The sequence below is a fragment of the Mesorhizobium sp. M1182 genome, from assembly GCF_040318335.1.
Lineage (GTDB): Bacteria > Pseudomonadota > Alphaproteobacteria > Rhizobiales > Rhizobiaceae > Mesorhizobium.
On record NZ_JAMYMD010000004.1, the window covers coordinates 61,309 to 78,560 of the forward strand.

The 17,252-nt window shown below is 63.4% G+C and carries 14 protein-coding genes; 6 read left to right on the forward strand and 8 right to left on the reverse strand.

Going from position 1 to position 17,252, the window contains the following annotated elements; all coding sequences use genetic code 11:
• Positions 1–77: 77 nt before the first annotated feature.
• Together sufB and NKH33_RS07345 are read right to left on the reverse strand one after the other, a co-directional pair.
• Complete coding sequence (gene sufB, locus NKH33_RS07340) at positions 78–1,595, reverse strand: Fe-S cluster assembly protein SufB (protein ID WP_023674685.1); 1,518 nt, start codon at positions 1,593–1,595, stop codon at positions 78–80.
• Between the two features lie 188 nt (positions 1,596–1,783).
• Positions 1,784–2,962: a cysteine desulfurase family protein gene (locus NKH33_RS07345; RefSeq protein ID WP_352918677.1), complete on the reverse strand. Its 1,179-nt coding sequence runs from the start codon at positions 2,960–2,962 to the stop codon at positions 1,784–1,786.
• 255 nt (positions 2,963–3,217) lie between these two features.
• On the opposite strand from NKH33_RS07345, the gene NKH33_RS07350 reads away from it, so the two are divergent.
• Positions 3,218–3,892: an alpha/beta hydrolase gene (locus tag NKH33_RS07350; protein WP_023674683.1), complete on the forward strand. Its 675-nt coding sequence runs from the start codon at positions 3,218–3,220 to the stop codon at positions 3,890–3,892.
• Positions 3,893–3,898: 6 nt separating this feature from the next.
• The gene (locus NKH33_RS07355) at positions 3,899–4,549 is read left to right on the forward strand and encodes an FMN-binding negative transcriptional regulator (protein ID WP_352836343.1); all 651 of its coding nucleotides are present in this window, start codon (positions 3,899–3,901) and stop codon (positions 4,547–4,549) included.
• Positions 4,550–4,589: 40 nt separating this feature from the next.
• Here NKH33_RS07355 and NKH33_RS07360 read toward each other — a convergent pair whose 3' ends face one another.
• Complete coding sequence (locus NKH33_RS07360) at positions 4,590–4,922, reverse strand: lipid-A-disaccharide synthase N-terminal domain-containing protein (protein WP_023674681.1); 333 nt, start codon at positions 4,920–4,922, stop codon at positions 4,590–4,592.
• A complete protein-coding gene (locus NKH33_RS07365) occupies positions 4,915–5,643 on the reverse strand; it encodes a glycosyltransferase family 2 protein (protein ID WP_352474713.1) in 729 nt (242 codons plus the stop codon). Before NKH33_RS07365 ends, NKH33_RS07360 begins: the two co-directional genes overlap by 8 nt.
• A 387-nt stretch (positions 5,644–6,030) precedes the next feature.
• Between NKH33_RS07365 and tyrS the strand changes: the two genes are divergently transcribed.
• Positions 6,031–7,284 carry a tyrosine--tRNA ligase gene (gene tyrS / locus NKH33_RS07370; protein ID WP_352918679.1) on the forward strand — a complete coding sequence of 418 codons (1,254 nt, stop codon included), beginning with the start codon at positions 6,031–6,033 and terminating at the stop codon, positions 7,282–7,284.
• A gap of 547 nt (positions 7,285–7,831) precedes the next feature.
• Here the strand turns inward: tyrS and NKH33_RS07375 are convergent.
• Both NKH33_RS07375 and NKH33_RS07380 read right to left on the reverse strand, forming a co-directional pair.
• Positions 7,832–8,926, reverse strand: a complete 1,095-nt coding sequence (locus NKH33_RS07375) for an alkene reductase (protein WP_352918681.1) — start codon at positions 8,924–8,926, stop codon at positions 7,832–7,834.
• 58 nt (positions 8,927–8,984) lie between these two features.
• Positions 8,985–9,773, reverse strand: a complete 789-nt coding sequence (locus NKH33_RS07380; RefSeq protein WP_352918900.1) for an SDR family NAD(P)-dependent oxidoreductase — start codon at positions 9,771–9,773, stop codon at positions 8,985–8,987.
• A gap of 110 nt (positions 9,774–9,883) precedes the next feature.
• Here NKH33_RS07380 and NKH33_RS07385 point away from each other — a divergent pair, with 110 nt between their 5' ends.
• Complete coding sequence (locus tag NKH33_RS07385) at positions 9,884–10,447, forward strand: TetR/AcrR family transcriptional regulator (protein ID WP_352918683.1); 564 nt, start codon at positions 9,884–9,886, stop codon at positions 10,445–10,447.
• Between the two features lie 428 nt (positions 10,448–10,875).
• Here the strand turns inward: NKH33_RS07385 and NKH33_RS07390 are convergent, their stop codons facing one another.
• Positions 10,876–14,253: a hypothetical protein gene (locus tag NKH33_RS07390; RefSeq protein WP_352918685.1), complete on the reverse strand. Its 3,378-nt coding sequence runs from the start codon at positions 14,251–14,253 to the stop codon at positions 10,876–10,878.
• A 96-nt stretch (positions 14,254–14,349) separates the two neighbouring features.
• On the opposite strand from NKH33_RS07390, the gene NKH33_RS07395 reads away from it, so the two are divergent.
• Positions 14,350–14,817, forward strand: a complete 468-nt coding sequence (locus NKH33_RS07395; RefSeq protein WP_352918687.1) for a peroxiredoxin — start codon at positions 14,350–14,352, stop codon at positions 14,815–14,817.
• 138 nt (positions 14,818–14,955) lie between these two features.
• Positions 14,956–16,248 (forward strand): M23 family metallopeptidase, encoded by a 1,293-nt coding sequence (locus NKH33_RS07400; RefSeq protein WP_352918689.1) that lies wholly within the window; start codon positions 14,956–14,958, stop codon positions 16,246–16,248.
• Between the two features lie 75 nt (positions 16,249–16,323).
• Here the strand turns inward: NKH33_RS07400 and NKH33_RS07405 are convergent, their stop codons facing one another.
• A complete protein-coding gene (locus tag NKH33_RS07405) occupies positions 16,324–17,115 on the reverse strand; it encodes an alpha/beta fold hydrolase (protein WP_352817594.1) in 792 nt (263 codons plus the stop codon).
• Between the last annotated feature and the right edge of the window lie 137 nt (positions 17,116–17,252).

Here is a 17,252-nt window from a genome sequence, read left to right on the forward strand (position 1 = left end):
GTACACGGCCAATATGGCGGTAGCCACCCAGCACACGAGTCCAACAGCCATTACCTTTCGGCTACTCTTCATCATCATCAGCCCACGCTGCCCTCGAGCGAGATCCCGATCAGCTTCTGCGCCTCGACCGCGAACTCCATCGGCAGCTGCTGGATGACGTCCTTGACGAAGCCGTTGACGATCAGCGCGATCGCCTCTTCTTCCGGGATGCCGCGCTGCATGACGTAGAACTTCTGGTCCTCGGAAATTTTCGAGGTGGTAGCCTCATGCTCGAACTGCGCCGTCGAATTCTTGGCTTCCATGTAGGGCACGGTGTGTGCGCCGCACTGATCGCCGATCAGCAGGGAATCGCAATTAGTGAAGTTGCGGGCGTTGGTCGCCTTGCGGTGCGCCGAGACCTGGCCGCGATAGGTATTCTGCGAGAAGCCGGCGGCGATGCCCTTGGAGATGATGCGGCTGGACGTGTTCTTGCCGAGATGGATCATCTTGGTGCCGCTGTCGACCTGCTGGTAGCCGTTCGACACGGCGATCGAATAGAACTCGCCGCTGGAATCGTCGCCGCGCAGGATGCAGCTCGGATATTTCCAGGTGATGGCCGAACCGGTCTCGACCTGCGTCCACGAAATCTTCGAGCGATGGCCGCGGCAGTCGCCGCGCTTGGTGACGAAATTGTAGATGCCGCCCTTGCCTTCGGCGTCGCCGGGATACCAGTTCTGCACCGTCGAATATTTGATCTCGGCATCGTCGAGCGCGATCAGCTCGACCACCGCGGCATGAAGCTGATTCTCGTCGCGCTGCGGCGCCGTGCAGCCTTCGAGATAGGAGACGTAAGCCCCCTCCTCGGCGATGATCAGCGTGCGCTCGAACTGGCCGGTATTCTTCTCGTTCATGCGGAAATAGGTCGACAATTCCATCGGGCAGCGCACGCCCTTGGGCACGAAGACGAACGAACCGTCGGTGAACACGGCCGAATTCAGCGTTGCGTAGAAATTATCGGAGGTCGGCACGACCGAGCCGAGATACTTCTTCACCAGCTCCGGATGCTCGCGGATGGCTTCCGAGATCGAGCAGAAGATGACGCCGGCCTGCGCCAGCTCCTTCTTGAAAGTGGTGACGACGGAGACGGAATCGAACACCGCATCGACGGCGACGCGGCCCGACTTGTAGACGTTGTCGCTGGCTTCCTCGAGCTCCGACGCATCGGTCTTCTGCACGCCGGCGAGGATTTCCTGTTCCCTGAGCGGAATGCCGAGCTTCTCATAGACCTTCAGCAGTTCGGGATCGACCTCGCTGAGCGAAGTCGGCCCCGGCGTGCTCTTGGGCGCCGCGTAATAGTGGAGGTCCTGGAAATCGATTTTGGGATAGTGGACGCGCGCCCATTTCGGCTCGTCCAGCGTCAGCCAGCGGCGATAGGCTTCCAGGCGCCATTCCAGCATCCAGGACGGCTCGTCCTTCTTCGCCGAAATGAAGCGGATAATGTCCTCGCTCAGGCCCTTGGGGGCCTTGTCCATCGCGATTTCGGTCTGGAATCCGTATTTATACTGGTCGACATCGATCTTTCGAACTCGATCGATCGTCTCCTGCACAGCAGGCATCAGCGTTCTCCATCCACGCCGGGGTCAAGGCCCGGCAGTTTTCAAACTATGGCACCGCAAACGAGCACCCATCAGGCACCCGAGGCGGCGTAAGTTTCATATAGTGCGTTCATGCCGGAAATTCACCCGGCCAAATTCGAACGCACGGCTCTACCAGGCCGCAAGGCCCTACATTTCGTCTGCCGCGCTCAGGCGGCTCGTTCCCTGCTTGCCTTTTCCTTGCCGGCTTGCCGCGCGACGATCGTCGCCAGCGCCGAACGGAACAGCTCAATGTCTTCGGCGCTGGTCGCGTGGCCGATGGACACGCGCAACGCGCCGAGGCCGTCACCGTAACCCATCGCTTTCAGCACATGGCTCGGGCCGACCTTGCCCGACGAACAGGCCGATCCCGCCGACAGCGCCACACCGGCCAGGTCGAAGGCAATCTGCGCCGTCTCGGCCTTGATGCCGGCAATAGCGAAGAATGTCGTATTGGCAAGCCTTGGCGCGCCGGTCCCGAAGATTTCGGCGTCCGGAACAAGCGTTTTCACGATCGCGTCGATTTCGTCGCGACGCTGCCGCACCGTTTCGATCGTTTGCAAGCCGGCAGACGCCTCTCGCGCCGCCGCGCCAAACCCGGCAATCGCCGCCAGGTTTTCGGTGCCGCCGCGATGGCCTTTTTCCTGGCCACCGCCGCTGACCAGCGGCTTTGGCATCATCAGGTCCGACGCCGCGACAATGGCGCCGACGCCCTTGGGTCCGCCGATCTTGTGCGACGAGAGAATCAGATAATCTGCGTAACCCGCTGACATATCGAGCGGAATGCGGCCGGCCGCCTGCACCGCATCGACCACCAGGATGCCACCCGCCGCCTTGACGATTTCGGCAATGCGGCCAATCGGCTGGATCACGCCGGTCTCGTTGTTGGCGGCGTGGATCGCCACCAGCGGCAAGCCTTCGGCCTTGTCATGCGCACCGAGCGCTGCCGCCAGGGCGTCGAACCTGACGATGCCGTCGACGTCGACGCCGATTCGCGTTACCTGCCCCGTGGGGAAGCGCCCGCCATTCAGCAGGCAGGGATGGTCGGCCTCGGACACGTAAAGCCGGCTCATGCGGACAGCGCCGCGCCCCATCTGCCAGTCCGGGGTCAGCAGCGTCGAGGCCGCTTCCGTAGCGCCGGAGGTGAACACGACATGCTCGGCTTTGGCGCTGACCAGTCGCGCCACGTCGCGCCTGGCGTCTTCGATCAGCCGCCGTGCAGCGCGGCCCTCGGCATGAACCGAGGACGGGTTGGCGGCGACGTCGAGCGCAGCCACCACCGCCGCGCGCGCCGAGGCAAGCAGCGGCGCGCTGGCGTTGTAGTCGAGGTAGGCGCGTGCTCCGGCCATTTCCGTCCAACTGGTCCCTTCAAAAGCCGTTCCGCGAAGATAGCGCGTTATTTCCTTGAAATTGCAAGGCAAGACGTCCTATTTACGCGGCTTGCGGCGCGGGTGGCCGAGCCACAATTTTTGGCCGCCCAGTTTTGAACAATTCTAAACTAGCTTCTAGAAAGACGCTCGCCCTGCGTCAAGGCCTAGGGAAGACTGGGGCCAGAGGAAGAGTTGTTCCGGGCGCCGCGCAATTTATGCCAAGTGGAGTATTTCATGCCTGAGGTCATTTTCACCGGTCCGGCCGGCCGCCTGGAGGGTCGTTATCAGCCCTCGAAGGAAAAGAGCGCGCCGATTGCCATCGTCCTGCACCCGCACCCCCAGTTCGGCGGCACGATGAACAACAAGATCGTCTACGACCTCTTCTACATGTTCCAGAAGCGCAATTTCACCACGCTGCGCTTCAATTTCCGCGGCATCGGCCGCAGCCAGGGCGAGTTCGACCACGGCACCGGCGAATTGTCCGACGCCGCCGCGGCGCTCGACTGGGTGCAGTCGCTGCATCCGGATTCCAAGAGCTGCTGGGTTGCCGGCTATTCGTTCGGCTCGTGGATCGGCATGCAGCTTCTGATGCGCCGGCCGGAGATCGAGGGCTTCATCTCGGTCGCGCCGCAGCCCAATACCTATGATTTCTCGTTCCTGGCGCCATGCCCGTCGTCCGGCCTGATCATCCACGGCGACGCCGACAAGGTCGCGCCGCCCAAGGACGTGCAGGGCCTGGTCGACAAGCTGCACACGCAAAAGGGCATTACCATCACCCAGAAGACCCTGCCCGGCGCCAACCATTTCTTTGCCAACCATGCTGAGCTTCTGATCGAGGAATGCGCGGACTACCTCGATCGCCGGCTGGCCGGGGAACTGTCCGACCCACGGCCGAAGCGGCTGAGATAATCGGCGATGTACCAACCGCCTCACTTCCAGGAAACACGGCCGGACGTCCTGCACGGGCTGATCCGGGCGCATCCGCTTGGCCTGCTGGTGTCGAACGGCGTCGAGGGGCCGGTCGCCAACGCGATTCCCTTTCTTCTAGACGCGGATGTGCCACCGAACGGCAGGCTGCGCGCCCATTTGGCCAAAGCCAATCCGCAATGGCGGCTTTTGGCCGACAATCCCCTGGCGCCGGTACTGGTCGTATTCCAGGGCGCCGATGCCTATGTGACGCCGTCCTGGTACGAGACCAAGCGTGAAACCGGCAAGGTGGTACCGACCTGGAACTACGCCATCGTCCAGGTGCGCGGCAGCGTCACGGTGATCGAAGACCAGGATTGGCTGGCCGAGCAGATTTCCGATCTGACGATGTCGCAGGAGGGCAGCCGCTCGGCGCCGTGGGCGGTGACCGACGCGCCGGCGCCCTTCATCCAGTCACAGATCAAGGGCATCGTCGGCCTGGAGATCGAAATCACCGAAATCAGCGGCAAATGGAAAGTCAGCCAGAACCGCCCGGCCGCCGACCGCGTCGGTGTCGCCGAGGGGCTCGAGAGCGAGACTGCCGATTCGGCCGACATGGTCCGGCTGGTAAGGTCTTACGGCGGGCTGGACGGCAAGTAATCTGGATTGCTTGCTCGACCGGTTCAGGCCGGTCGCGGGCTCAATCGACCTTGGTCATCGCCGCCTTGCGCTCGTTGGCGATCAGCCAGAGATTGCGGATGTAGATCAACAGGCCCATGGCCTGGCCGGCGATGAACACCGGATCCTGACGCTGGATGGCGTAGATCAGCAGCAGGCCGCCGCCGAACAGCGAAAAGAACCAGAAGGCGATCGGCACGACGCTGCGCTTGGCCTTTTCCGACGCCACCCACTGCACCAGAAAGCGCATGGTGAAGAAGAACTGGGCGACGAAGCCGAGCAGAACCCAGGCATCGAATTGCTTGACGAAAACATCGTGAAGCCAGGTCGCCAATTCCTGAAGCACGTTACCCATGCCTGATTTCCTCTACTTTGGGCATTCTGCGGCGCCTGCGGCGCAGCCACCAGACGCCGGCAAGATCGAGCACGCCCTGCAGGCCGCGATCGAAGATGCCGTAATTCGATTTGCCGTGACGGCGGGAGCGGTCGACGACATCGCAATGGACGACGCGGTAGCCCTCCTGGATGACCAGCGCCGGAACAAAGCGGTGGGTGCCGTCGAAGAACGGCAATTTCCGCAAAATGTCGGTGTAGATCGCCTTGAGGCCGCAGCCGGTATCCCGCGTCTCGTCGTGCAGGATGGCTTTTCTCAGCCCGTTGGCGAAACGCGACGCCAGTTGCTTGATCTTGCTGTCGCGGCGCTTCAGACGCTGTCCCTGCGCGGCCCCGACTTCGGGACCAGCCTGCCGCAGCGCGTCGATCAACACTGGGATATAACCGGGGTCGTTCTGACCGTCGCCGTCAATGGTGGCGACGATATCGCCGCGCGCCGCCCAGGCGCCCGAGCGCACCGAGAGCGACTGGCCGGCGGATTTTTCATGCCTGAGATGGCGCAGCGGAAACCGGCGAAGCGCTGCCTCTGCGGCAAGCACCGAAGGTGTATCGTCTGTCGAGCCGTCGTCGACGACAATGACCTCGAAGTCCCGCCCGGCCATGGCAGTGCCGATCTCGTCGAGCAGAAGCGGCAGGTTCGCCGCCTCGTTCCGGCAAGGAATGACGATGGATATCTCCGGCATCTCGACTCTGTCACAGGATATGGCATTCGATCGATGCCGCGCGGTCCAGTGGAAGAGCCCCGCTGGCGCGGCGCCTCATTACGCCAGCCGAAACAATGACGCAAGCAGGCCGCACGCTTGGGGTTCTCCCTTCTCCCTTTGTGGGAGAAGGTGGCCGCGCGAAGCGCGGTCGGATGAGGGGTGTTCCAGCTTGGCAAGGACGGCACTCCGTCCAGCACCCCTCAACCGTCTTGGCGCTGCGCGCCAATCAACCTTCTCCCACAAGGGGAGAAGGCAAGAGGGTGTCGCAAAACCGGATTCCACTTTTGCTGATCGCGCTTGAGTGCTAAACGCCCGCCTTCATGCATAGCCGGGCCGCGTTCGGCCGGAAGCCTTTCGGGAAAGAAAATGTCCGCCTTCAAATCCGATTTCCTGCGCACGATGAGCGAGCGCGGTTTCATCCACCAGACCTCGGACGATGCCGGCCTCGACCAGCTTTTCGCCATGGAAACGGTGAGCGCCTATATCGGCTTCGATGCTACCGCCAGGAGCCTGCATGCCGGGTCGCTGATCCAGATCATGATGCTTTACTGGCTGCAGCAGACCGGCCACCGGCCGATCGCGCTGATGGGCGGCGGCACCTCGATGATCGGCGATCCGTCGTTCAAGGACGAGGCGCGCAAGCTTTTGACGCCGCAGGACATTGAGGACAATCTCGCCGGCATCCGCCGCAACTTCACGCCCTACCTCAAATTTGGCGGCGGCCCCAACGACGCCGTCATGATCAACAATGCCGACTGGCTGATGGACATCAACTACGTCAATTTCCTGCGCGATGTCGGCCGGCATTTTTCGGTTAACCGCATGCTGGCCTTCGATTCGGTCAAGCTCCGGCTGGATCGCGAGCAGTCGCTGTCGTTCCTCGAATTCAACTACATGATCCTGCAGGCCTACGACTTCGTCGAGCTCTACAAGCGCCTCGGCTGCCGGTTGCAGATGGGCGGCTCCGACCAGTGGGGCAACATTGTCAACGGCATCGATCTCGGCCATCGCATGGAAGGCGCGCAGCTTTATGCGCTGACGACGCCGCTGCTCACCACCTCCTCCGGCGCCAAGATGGGCAAGTCGGCCTCGGGCGCGGTCTGGCTCGATGCGGAGATGCTGAGCCCGTACGAGTTCTGGCAATACTGGCGCAACACCGAGGATGCCGATGTCGGCCGTTTCCTGAAGCTCTACACGACCCTGCCACTCGCCGAGGTCGGACGCCTCGAACGGCTCGGCGGCTCGGAGATCAACGAAGCCAAGAAGATCCTCGCCACCGAAATCACCGCCATGCTGCATGGCCGCGAGGCGGCGGAGGAGGCCAGCGAAACGGCGCGTAAGACGTTCGAAGAAGGGGCGCTCGCCGAAACACTGCCAACCGTCGAGGTGGGCAGGACCGATCTTGAAGCCGGCGTCGGCATATTGTCGCTGTTCGTCACCGCCGGGCTGGCCGGGTCCAACGGCGAGGCACGGCGGCATATCCAGGGCGGCGCCGTGCGCCTCAACGACCAGCTCGTGGCCGACGATCGCAGGATGGTGACGCTGCAGGACCTTGGCCCGGAAAACGTCGCGAAACTGTCGCTCGGCAAGAAGAAACACGTTCTGGTGCGGCCGGTCTGACCAGGGCCCGGTACTTCCTGTTAGATCTTTTCCGAAACCGGTTTCATCTTGCGGCGCTTACCTTCGGTTCGGAATCACCGCCGAGGCTAATCAGCTAGCTCCCGAGAATGGCCGAGGTGCCATTCGTCTCATCGATCGGATCGAGCAGGTGGCGCAAATAGCGGACGTTCTGCGGCGCTTCGATGAACGTCTTGTTCGGGGCACGGAAGCGGACTTGCGGCTTGGAGGCGTGGAGGCTTGGAGGCTTGGAATGTGAGAAGCGGACGTTCAGGCGCCCCCATGCATCGACGCGATCTGACCCATTCACGACAGTCGAAATCACGGTGAACGGGTCCGCTTGCGCCGGTAAAGCGAACGTACGACGTGCTACGAATCTCGCCTGGCTGGTCCTGGGCGGACCAGAGGAGCTAACGTCTATGCTATAGCCCTCCATGGCCCTCCTGAATCCCTGGGTTTGGACACCAGTTCGAGCGGAACGCCAGAGAGATGCCCTGAGGCGCTGCTGTCACGTGGGATGGCTGCCTCGCAGGCGCCGCCTTCCGATAGCTCATGGGCGGCTTGAGGCGGCGATCGCGGGATAGTCGGTATAGCCAGCGGAGCCGCCGCCATAGAGCGTCGCCGAGTTGAACTCCGTCAGCGGCGTGCGCGTCTTCAGCCGTTCCACAAGGTCGGGATTGGCGATGAACGGGCGCCCGAAGGCGAAGAGGTCCGCCTTGCCCTCGGCGAGCCGCGACGCCGCGAGGTCGAGGTCATAGCCGTTATTGGCGATATAGGTATTGTTGAAGCGCCGGCGGAGCGATCCGAAGTCGAACGGCGCGACATCGCGCGATCCGCCAGTGGCGCCCTCGACGACATGGATATAGACGATGCCCAAAGCATCGAGTTGATCGACGATATAGTCGAACTGCGCCTGGGGGGCGCTGCTCGAGACGCCGTTGGCGGGCGAGACGGGCGAAATCCGGATGCCGGTGCGCTCTGCGCCGATCTCCTCGACCACCGCAGTCGCAACCTCCAGCATCAGCCGGGCGCGGTTCTCGACCGATCCGCCATAAGCATCCGTGCGGACATTGGCACCGTCCTTGGCGAACTGGTCCAGCAGATAGCCGTTGGCGCCATGAATCTCGACGCCATCGAAGCCGGCCTCAATGGCGTTCGCGGCTGCTTGCCGGAAATCGTTGACGATCCCCGCAAGCTCGTCGTGCGCCAGCGCGCGGGGCTCCGAAACCTCGACAAAGCCGTTGTTCACGAACGTCTTGGTCGCGGCCCGGATTGCCGAGGGCGCGACGGGCGCGGCGCCGTTCTCCTGCAGATCGACGTGCGAGACGCGGCCGACGTGCCAGAGCTGCAGGAAAATCCGCGCGTCCTTGGCGTGCACCGCGGTCGTGACCTTTCGCCAGCCGTCGATCTGAGCCTGAGAATAGATGCCGGGCGTGTCCTGGTAACCTTGTCCCTGCCGCGAGATCTGCGTGGCCTCGGAGATCAGCAGGCCGGCAGAGGCCCGCTGGCCGTAGTACTCGGCGGCAAGATCGCCCGGAACGAAGCCCGGGCCAGCGCGATTGCGCGTGAGGGGCGCCATGACGATACGATTGGAGAGCGTCAGCGAGCCGAGAGAATAAGGCTCAAAAAGTGCTTTGTTGGTCATAGGTCACCTTGTTTGTCCCCGCCGCGACGAGGTCGTTATCAAATGGATTCGTTGGTGCTCAGGCGACCTTGCGGTACCGCTCGGCGGGATGTTCGTTCCGATAGTTCGGAAGCATGGCCTGGCGCGCGGCCTGAAGCGCATCCCACTGCCCGGCATCGGGAAGCGGCGGGATGGTCACCGGTTCGCGGCCGTCGAAGCCGACCAGCGCCGCATCAACCAAATCGTCCACCTCCATCACGTTGGAGAGCGTGTTGATGTCGGCGCCGACGTGGCCCCAGATCTCCGTACGCGTCGTGGCGGGCAGCACGGCCTGGACGTAGACACCCTTCGGCGCGAGCTCGAGGCTGAGCCCCTGCGACAGAAACAGCACGAAGGCTTTGGTTGCGCCGTAAACCGTCATCCCGAACTCCGGCGCCAGCCCGACCACGGAGCCGATGTTGACGATCGACCCTTCGCCAGCTTTCGCAAGACGCGGGGCGATGGCGCTGGCAAGTCGCAGAAGCGCGGTCGTGTTGAGCGCAACCAGCCGGGCGACGTCATTGGTACTCTGCTCGATGAAGCTTCCGCCGATGGCTGTTCCGGCATTGTTGACGAGAATCCCGATGCGGACGTCATCGCGCAGCCTCGTCTCTACCGTTGCAAGCTCGGCAGGCTGCGTAAGATCAGCCTGGATGATGTCGATCGCAACGCCAGTTTCCTGACGGAGCCGGGCTCCCAGTGCCTCCATTCGTGCCACGTCACGGGCAACGAGCACGAGGTCGTGTCCGCGGCGGGCGAACCGTTCGGCATAGGAAGCTCCGATGCCCGTGGAGGCGCCGGTGATGAGGACTGATGGAATGGTGGTCATGACATTGCTCTTTTCTCTGATGGAACCTATATTCATGACGATCATCATGATTGCGGCTAAATATGATGGGCATCATGTAAATGTCAACGGGGCCGACGGAGAATTTTGAAATGAAGGTCAGTCGAGAGCAGATGGCGGAGAACCGTCACCGGATATTGGATGCGGCCAGCCGGCTGTTTCGCGAGAAGGGGTTCGACGCGGTCAGCGTGGCGGAAGTGATGAAGGCCGCCGGGCTCACCCATGGCGGCTTCTATGGCCATTTCAGTTCGAAGGACGACCTGATCGCGCAGACCCTTGCCCACGTCCTCGCCGCGGACTCAGGCGGAGGGGGCGATCTTCGCGCTTATATAGGTTCCTATCTTTCGCCCCGGCATCGCGACAACTGCGCCGGCGGTTGCCCGACGGCGGGCCTTGCCGCAGCCATCCGCCATCAGACCCCGGCTGCACGCTCGGCCATGACGGAAGGCCTACGATCGCAGATCGACCGTATCGGCAAGGCGCTCCCGGAGTTGGATCCGGCAGACAGACGCCGCACGGCGATCGGAAGCTGGGCAGCGATGGTGGGGGCAGTAATCCTCGCCCGGGCGATCGACGATCCCGCGCTGTCGGATGAAGTGCTTGAGCAGACGCGCGCCTGGGTCGATGCCGGGATCAGCCAAGTGTCTGCCAGCTAGGTGGTCTGCGGCAGGAGTGCTCTCGTCGAGAGCAATGCGGCTATCGGCCTTGGTTGGGTGACTATCTTGCAGAATATCGCACCGCAGCATGCAATCAGCGGGATTCGCGGACCAAGAGGGTTTCGAACTTCCCTGTTGAGGCAACCATGCTGTCGCCCAATTTCCGCTAAACGGGCGAATGAAGCCGTTCAACGGCAGAACATCGAATGACCGCTCCTGGCGCAACTACGTCCTCAAGCGCGATCGCCGGTGATGTCCGCTGTAAGGCGGTGGCACAACTAACTTTAACGGCCGACATTAGGCGCAAAGCGGCCATTTAGGCCCGGGCGGACGTCAGTCGCCTTTGGATCATGGGCGTGAATTCGCGGGGCGGACGAGCGGCCGCTTAAGATCAAAACTCGGTCGCTCGAGGTAATTGGGTTTTGACCTCAGCGATACTCGAAGATCGACCTGAAAATCCCGGGCGCTATCACCGATAGCGGATTGACCTCCAGGTTCGGCTTGTTGGCGTTGCCCTTGAGCCTGTAGGTGACGCCGATCAGGCCGCGGTCGCGGCCGTTGCCGAGCAGTGCGCCGATCAGCGGCAGTTCGCCGAAGATGCGGTTTACGCCGTAGGCCGGCATGAACGTGCCGGTCATGTCCATATTGTTGTTCTGGTCGTAGAGCGTGCCCTGGAAGGTGGTGCCGATGCGCGAGCCGCGCAGTACGCCGTTGCGCAGCTTGAGATAGCCGCTGCCCTTATCGATCTCGCTGAAACCGCGCTCGAACTTCACCCTCGACGTGTCGAGATTGCCTTTGACCGCCTCGTTGAGGCTGCGGTTGTCGCCGGCCGGCGTCGTCGACACGATCGAGGCGAGCTTCGGCTCGTTGACGACAAAGAAGTTCTTGGCGTCGACCTGGCCTTTCATCGGACCGTCGCCGGCCCCGGTGAGCGCCAGCGTGATCGAGCCGCCTTCCATATGCTCGTAGATGTTGAGGAAGCGCAGTATGGCGCCGGCGTCGGCCGACTTCATGTTGAGCGTGCGCAGGCCGCCGCCGGTCGTGTTGCTGATGGTGATGGCGGCTCCCGAACTTGCCGTGGCGCTCACCTTGAGCCCGTTCACCCGGGACCCTGCGGCGCTGTAGTCGAGTTTCAGATTCGACAGCACCTCGTCGTGGAAGCCGGTCAGGGAGCTGACGTCGGCGCTGACCGAGATCGCATCGACGCCGGTGGTCTTGGTGGCGGTATCGACATCGGACGTGAATTGCTTGATCAGCGAGCGTGCGTCCAGCGCGCTGCCGCTGACCTCGACCGCATAGGCTTTGCCCGACCGCTTCACCGAGACGGCGACGTCGTCGCCCCTGTTCAACGTGACCTTGCTGAACCGGGCCGAGGACAAGGCGCCGTTGACCAGCACCGCGCTGCCGTCGATGGAAAAGGTCTTGCCATCGAGTTCGAAATTGGAGAGCGTCGTGGTGTCGCCGGTCTTCGCCATGGCGAAGACGACCTTGGCGGGAATGCCAGGCCCCTTGCTCCAGCCGGCCCAGGGGATGTCCAGCTTGGCATTGGTCAGGTCGGCCGACACGTTCTGGTTGCCGGTGCCACTCTTGTCGATCGCCACCTTGATCGTTCCGGAAAGCAGCGTCGACAGGCCAGGCATGGCGGTGGCGCGCGTCTTGTCGTCGAGCACCAGCGCCACTTTACGACTGCGCGGCGGGCCGCCATCCCTGAGCGGCTCGATCAGGTCGAGCTCGGCCGGAATGCCGTTGAGCAGCGCCTTGGCCGAGATCACCGCCCGGTCGGGCGCGACCGTGATCGAGCCGTCGGCATGGCTGACTGTCTGGCCCTCGAACGGCTTGCCCAGCGACAGGTCCTTGTAGTCGAGCGCCACCAGCCAATCGAGTTTGGAAGAGTCGACACCGGACTGCAGCGGAATATCGGCCTTGACGTGGCCGGTCACCGTGCCGGACAGGTCGTCCGGCAGCAGGCCGACATGGCGCATGGCGTTGATCGGGTCAAAGGATGCCAGCTCGGCGATTGCCGGCGCCTCGCCGGCGACATCGATGTCGAGCGCGCCGATCACCGGCGGATGGTTCGCCGCCTTGACGGTGAGCGTGCCGTTGCTCGCCGCCACCGTGCGGCCGCTCGGCATATAGACGCTGCCCGACGACAGCGCGACGTCGACGTCATTGCCGTGGAAGCCGACGACGCCAACGGCATCGCGGATCGGCGGAATGCGGCCGGCCGTGTCGAAGCGCGATCCTTCGACCTGGAATCGGCCGAACACTTCATCGGCGGAAAGCGGCACGCCGTTGCCGAGCCGTCCGGGCACGACCTGGAACTGCAGGCTGCCATCGACGACGCGGCCGCCGAACAGGTTCTTAAGCACCCACAGCCTGGCATTGCGCGCCGAAAACCATGGCCATAATTGCTTGACGTGCGAGACCGGCATGTCGTGGACATTGAGCGCCACCGATATGCCCGGCGCCTGGTTGGCGACGAATGAAACCGAAGCCGTGCCCAGCACTTCGCTGCCCGGTCCGGACCGGACGCCGATCTGCTCGGCGACCAGCTTTTGGCTCGTCGGCTGGTAGACGCCGGCAATACGGGCAATGAAGCTGAGCGCCGGCTCCGGCGAATCCGAAGGCGCCAGGGTCGAACCGTCGCTGGTCAGGTCGTAACGATAGGATGGCTCCTCGCCCGCTGCGCCGGTAGCGGGCTTCGGGCCGATCGAACCGGCGAAATCGAAGGTCGAGCGGCCGGTTTTCACCAGCAAGCTTTCGACCTGGATCTTGTTCGACCCGGCGACGAGCGTCGCATCGAGATCGATGTCGGCCGGAAGCAGGCCGCGCGAACCGAGATCGAGCACCGACCCGGTCAGTGACAGGGCGGCGGTCAGCCGCGAACTGTTGTCGCCGGTCCCTTCCGACCCCGCCAGCTTCAAGGCGATCGCGCCCAATTTGCCGCCTGCTGCCGCAGCTTCGGCATCCGCCGCCTGGATGCTGGCGTCCAGCGTGGTGATGCGTCGCGTCGCCGGATCGCGGGTGGCGGAAGCGGCGATGGTAAGCGCCCTGCCGTCGACATCCGCATCGGATGAAAACTCCATGCTTCCCGGTCCCGTCTGCGACACGGAGGCGTCGGCGATGGTGACCGACTTGACCGATCCGGTCTCGGGCAGTTCCAGCTCGACGTTGCGCAGATCGATCTGGCGCATCGAATCCTCGCGCACCGCATCGAGCGCGCGGTTGACGTTGGCGAAGACGGCGGCGGAAAGTTTTTCCGGATCGATGAGGCCATCCTGGTTGCGCAGCCCGGCCGTCCAGTCGCCGCCGGACGGCATCGCGGCCATGACGATGTGCGCGTCGGAAATCCGGGCGCTGGTCAGCCGTACCTCGCCCGAAAGCAGCGGGATCAGCCGGATGCCGAAGCGGACCCGGCCGGCATCGGCCATCGGTTTGCCGTCGGCGGTCTTGAGGCTGACGTCGCTGACCTGCAGCGCAATGAAGCTCGACCCGTCAAGCGTCAGCCGGGCTGGCCCGACGGCAACGTCGACATCGAAGCCGGCCAATCTCTCGATTGCCGTTTCGGCTTCCGCGCGAAGCCGCTCCGAGCCGAAGCCGGACACGCCGATCGCGTAGACGCCGGCGCCAGCCAGCAGCACAAGGGCGACAAGACCGGCAAACAGCCGCGCCATCAAACGGACGCCGCGACCGATCGACGCTTGGCCGAGCGGCGGGACGCGGCACGCGGACGGAAAGGTTCCCAGGTCGGTGATCTCGTCACGCCTGAACCTGATCTTCTCGTGCTGCGGTAGCTCCTGATCCACGCAATCTTCCGTTGAAACGAATTCGATCGTGGACGAATCCCCGCTCGACATTATATCGATGCAGCCTGGCGCGTAACCTCAAACAAGGGCATCGGTATGGCTGACCTCGACGTGGGCGATGTTCCGCCGCAGTTCGATCTTCCGCGCGACGGCGGCGGTTCACTCAGCCTCGCCGCATTGCTGGGAAAACCCATCGTACTCTATTTCTACCCACAGGACGACACCACAAGCTGCACCAACGAGGCGATCGGCTTTTCGCACTTGAAGCCGGAGTTCGAAAAGGCCGGCGCCGTCGTCATCGGGCTCTCGCCGGACAACGTCAAGAAACACGACAAATTCAAGGCGAAATACGATCTGAGCGTCGACCTTGTCGCCGACGAAGAGCGCAAAGTGATCGAGGCTTACCGTTTGTGGGTGGAAAAGAAGCTCTACGGTCGCACCTATATGGGCGTCGAGCGGGCGACGTTCCTGATCGGCCGGGACGGACGCATCGCCAGGATCTGGCGCAACGTCCGCGTCAGGGGGCACGCCGAAGAAGTGCTGGAGGCGGCCCGCGCCCTTTGAGAGCTGCGCCAGGCCGCTGCAATTCGATACCCGTTTTGCGCGAAGACCTTTGCCTGTCCTTCGATCCGGCAAAACTTTGTTAACCCTAATAATGTGTAATCAGGCTCGTCGTTGGTGTCGTAACGAAAGCTTGGTCCCGTGAACGTAGCCAGTCAGTCAGCGGTCTTCGGCAGACGCAGAGAGCCCCACACGGTCATCATCGCCCGGGGCGACCAGATAAGGCATTTCACCATACGCCCGTGGGTGGCTGCATTTTGCGGCTCGGCGCTGGCGGCGGTCGTCATCGGCTACCTGCTAGCGACCTCCTATCTGGTGCTGCGCGACGATCTGATCGGCGCCACGACGGCGCGGCAGGCGCGCATGCAGCAAGCCTATGAAGACCGCATCTCGGCACTGCGCAGCCAGGTCGACCGCATCACCAGCCGCCAGTTACTCGATCAGCAGCTGATGGAAACCAAGGTCAGCGAGCTGCTGGAACGGCAGAGCCAGCTCAGCCTGCGTCACGGCCGTCTCGGCCCGATCCTCGAACGAGCCGAAAACGAGGTCGCAACGCCGCCCGTGCCGGCGGCAAAGCCGGACGAACATGCCGACGCGACCGGCAGCATCCAGCCGACGGCCTATTCCGTCGCCAGCCTTGCCGCCCCCCTTGCCGCTCCTGTGGGCGTTGACGACACCAGGCCGTTCTCGCTGTGGTCGACCCGCGCCGATCCGCTGCCGAGCGAAAGCGCGGCCGACCGGGCAGACAAGCTCTTCGTTTCGATCAACAACTCGCTGAAGGCCATCGAGAGCCAGCAGCTCACCCGCATCGCCACACTTGCCGACAATGCCTACAAAAGCGCCGACGCGATCTCGCAGGCGCTCGAGGCCGCCGGCCTGCCCGTTGATAGCGAATTCGAAAAGAGCGACGTTGGTGGCCCGCTGATACCACTCGACAGCTCGTTGGTCTTCGACAGCAAGGTCAAGGAGTTGGACGAGGCTCTTGACGCGCTGGATCATCTTAAAAAGGAAGCGCGCCGGCTGCCGCTCGCCAACCCCGCCCCCGGCCGCAGCGTTACCAGCCCGTTCGGCGTGCGCACCGACCCCATCCTCGGCACGGCCGCCTTGCATTCCGGCATGGATTTCAGGGCGCCGGTCGGTATGCCGGCCAAGGTCACGGCAGCCGGCGTCGTCGTCAAGGCCGGCTGGAACGGCGGCTACGGCCGCATGATCGAGGTCGACCACGGCAACGGTTTTGTGACGCGTTACGGGCATCTCAGCGAAATCGACGTCGCCGTCGGCCAGAAGCTCGATGCCGGAGACGTCATCGGCAAGACCGGCAACAGCGGCCGCTCGACCGGCCCGCACCTGCATTACGAGGTCCGCCACAATGGCGAGGCAATCGATCCGCTGCGGTTCCTGACCGTCGGCAAGAAGGTCGAGCGGTATCTGTAGAGCCGGCGATTCATTCGGCGTGAAGCCTGTCGCGCGGCCAACCGCCCGCCAGGCAATATCAGAGATAGATCGCTTTCAGCCCTCAGCAGCAGCCATGAACGCGCCGAGCCGCCGGTTGAACGGCTCACCGGTCTGCTGAACGCTGTGCCCCGCGCCGGCGATCACGGCACGATCGGCACCAAGCACGTTTTCGAGCACGTCGCAGACGGCGTCGAATGCTGCGCTGTGCCCGCCGGATACCACCAGTTTCGGGAACGGCGCATCGGCAAGTTGCCGAAGCGGAATTTCGGCCTCCCATGGCCCGCGTTCGACGACGAGCATGGCCGCGCCCTGCGCGAGCGGGGGCGGCAGCGGGTCTGGCAATTGTATCGCCGAGCCGACCAGATGGAGGAACTGGCGCAAGAAAAGCGCGGGATCGTCGCGCGGTCCGCTTTGCCAGTGGGTCTTCAGGCGCGTCACGAGTTCATTGACGGCAACATCCCCGCGCGCAAGGTCAAAGGCCGGCGGCTCGATCACCGTGAGCGAACGGATTGCTCGCGGGCGCATCGCTGCTGCAAGAAGAGAGATGACGCCGCCATAGGAATGCCCGACCAGATGGACGCGGCTTTCGCCCCAGAGGTCATGCTTCCGATCGAGGAATCCGGCGACCAGTCCGGCGTCGACGACGAAATCCTCGCGTTCGGCAGGGGAACTTGATCCGTATCCGGGCCGGTCGACCACAACCAGCTTCCAGCGCTCCGCAAGCGGTAGCTGGGCGGACCATGTCATCATGCCGTTCGTGACGCTGCCGTGGACGAACAGCACCGGCGGCCCGTCGCCCCGCACCTCATAGCCGAGATCAATCCCGTCGAGGGTCAGCTTCGGCATCGCATCTCCTCCCGCAGACCGACGAGAGCAAGTATGCTCCCTGCAACGGAAAGGCGCAACGAACTCCGATCCCTGGCCGGCTCACAGCCGGGTTCCGAAATGGGCTTCAGGGCGCTGATCGGAATGCCGGTCAAAGG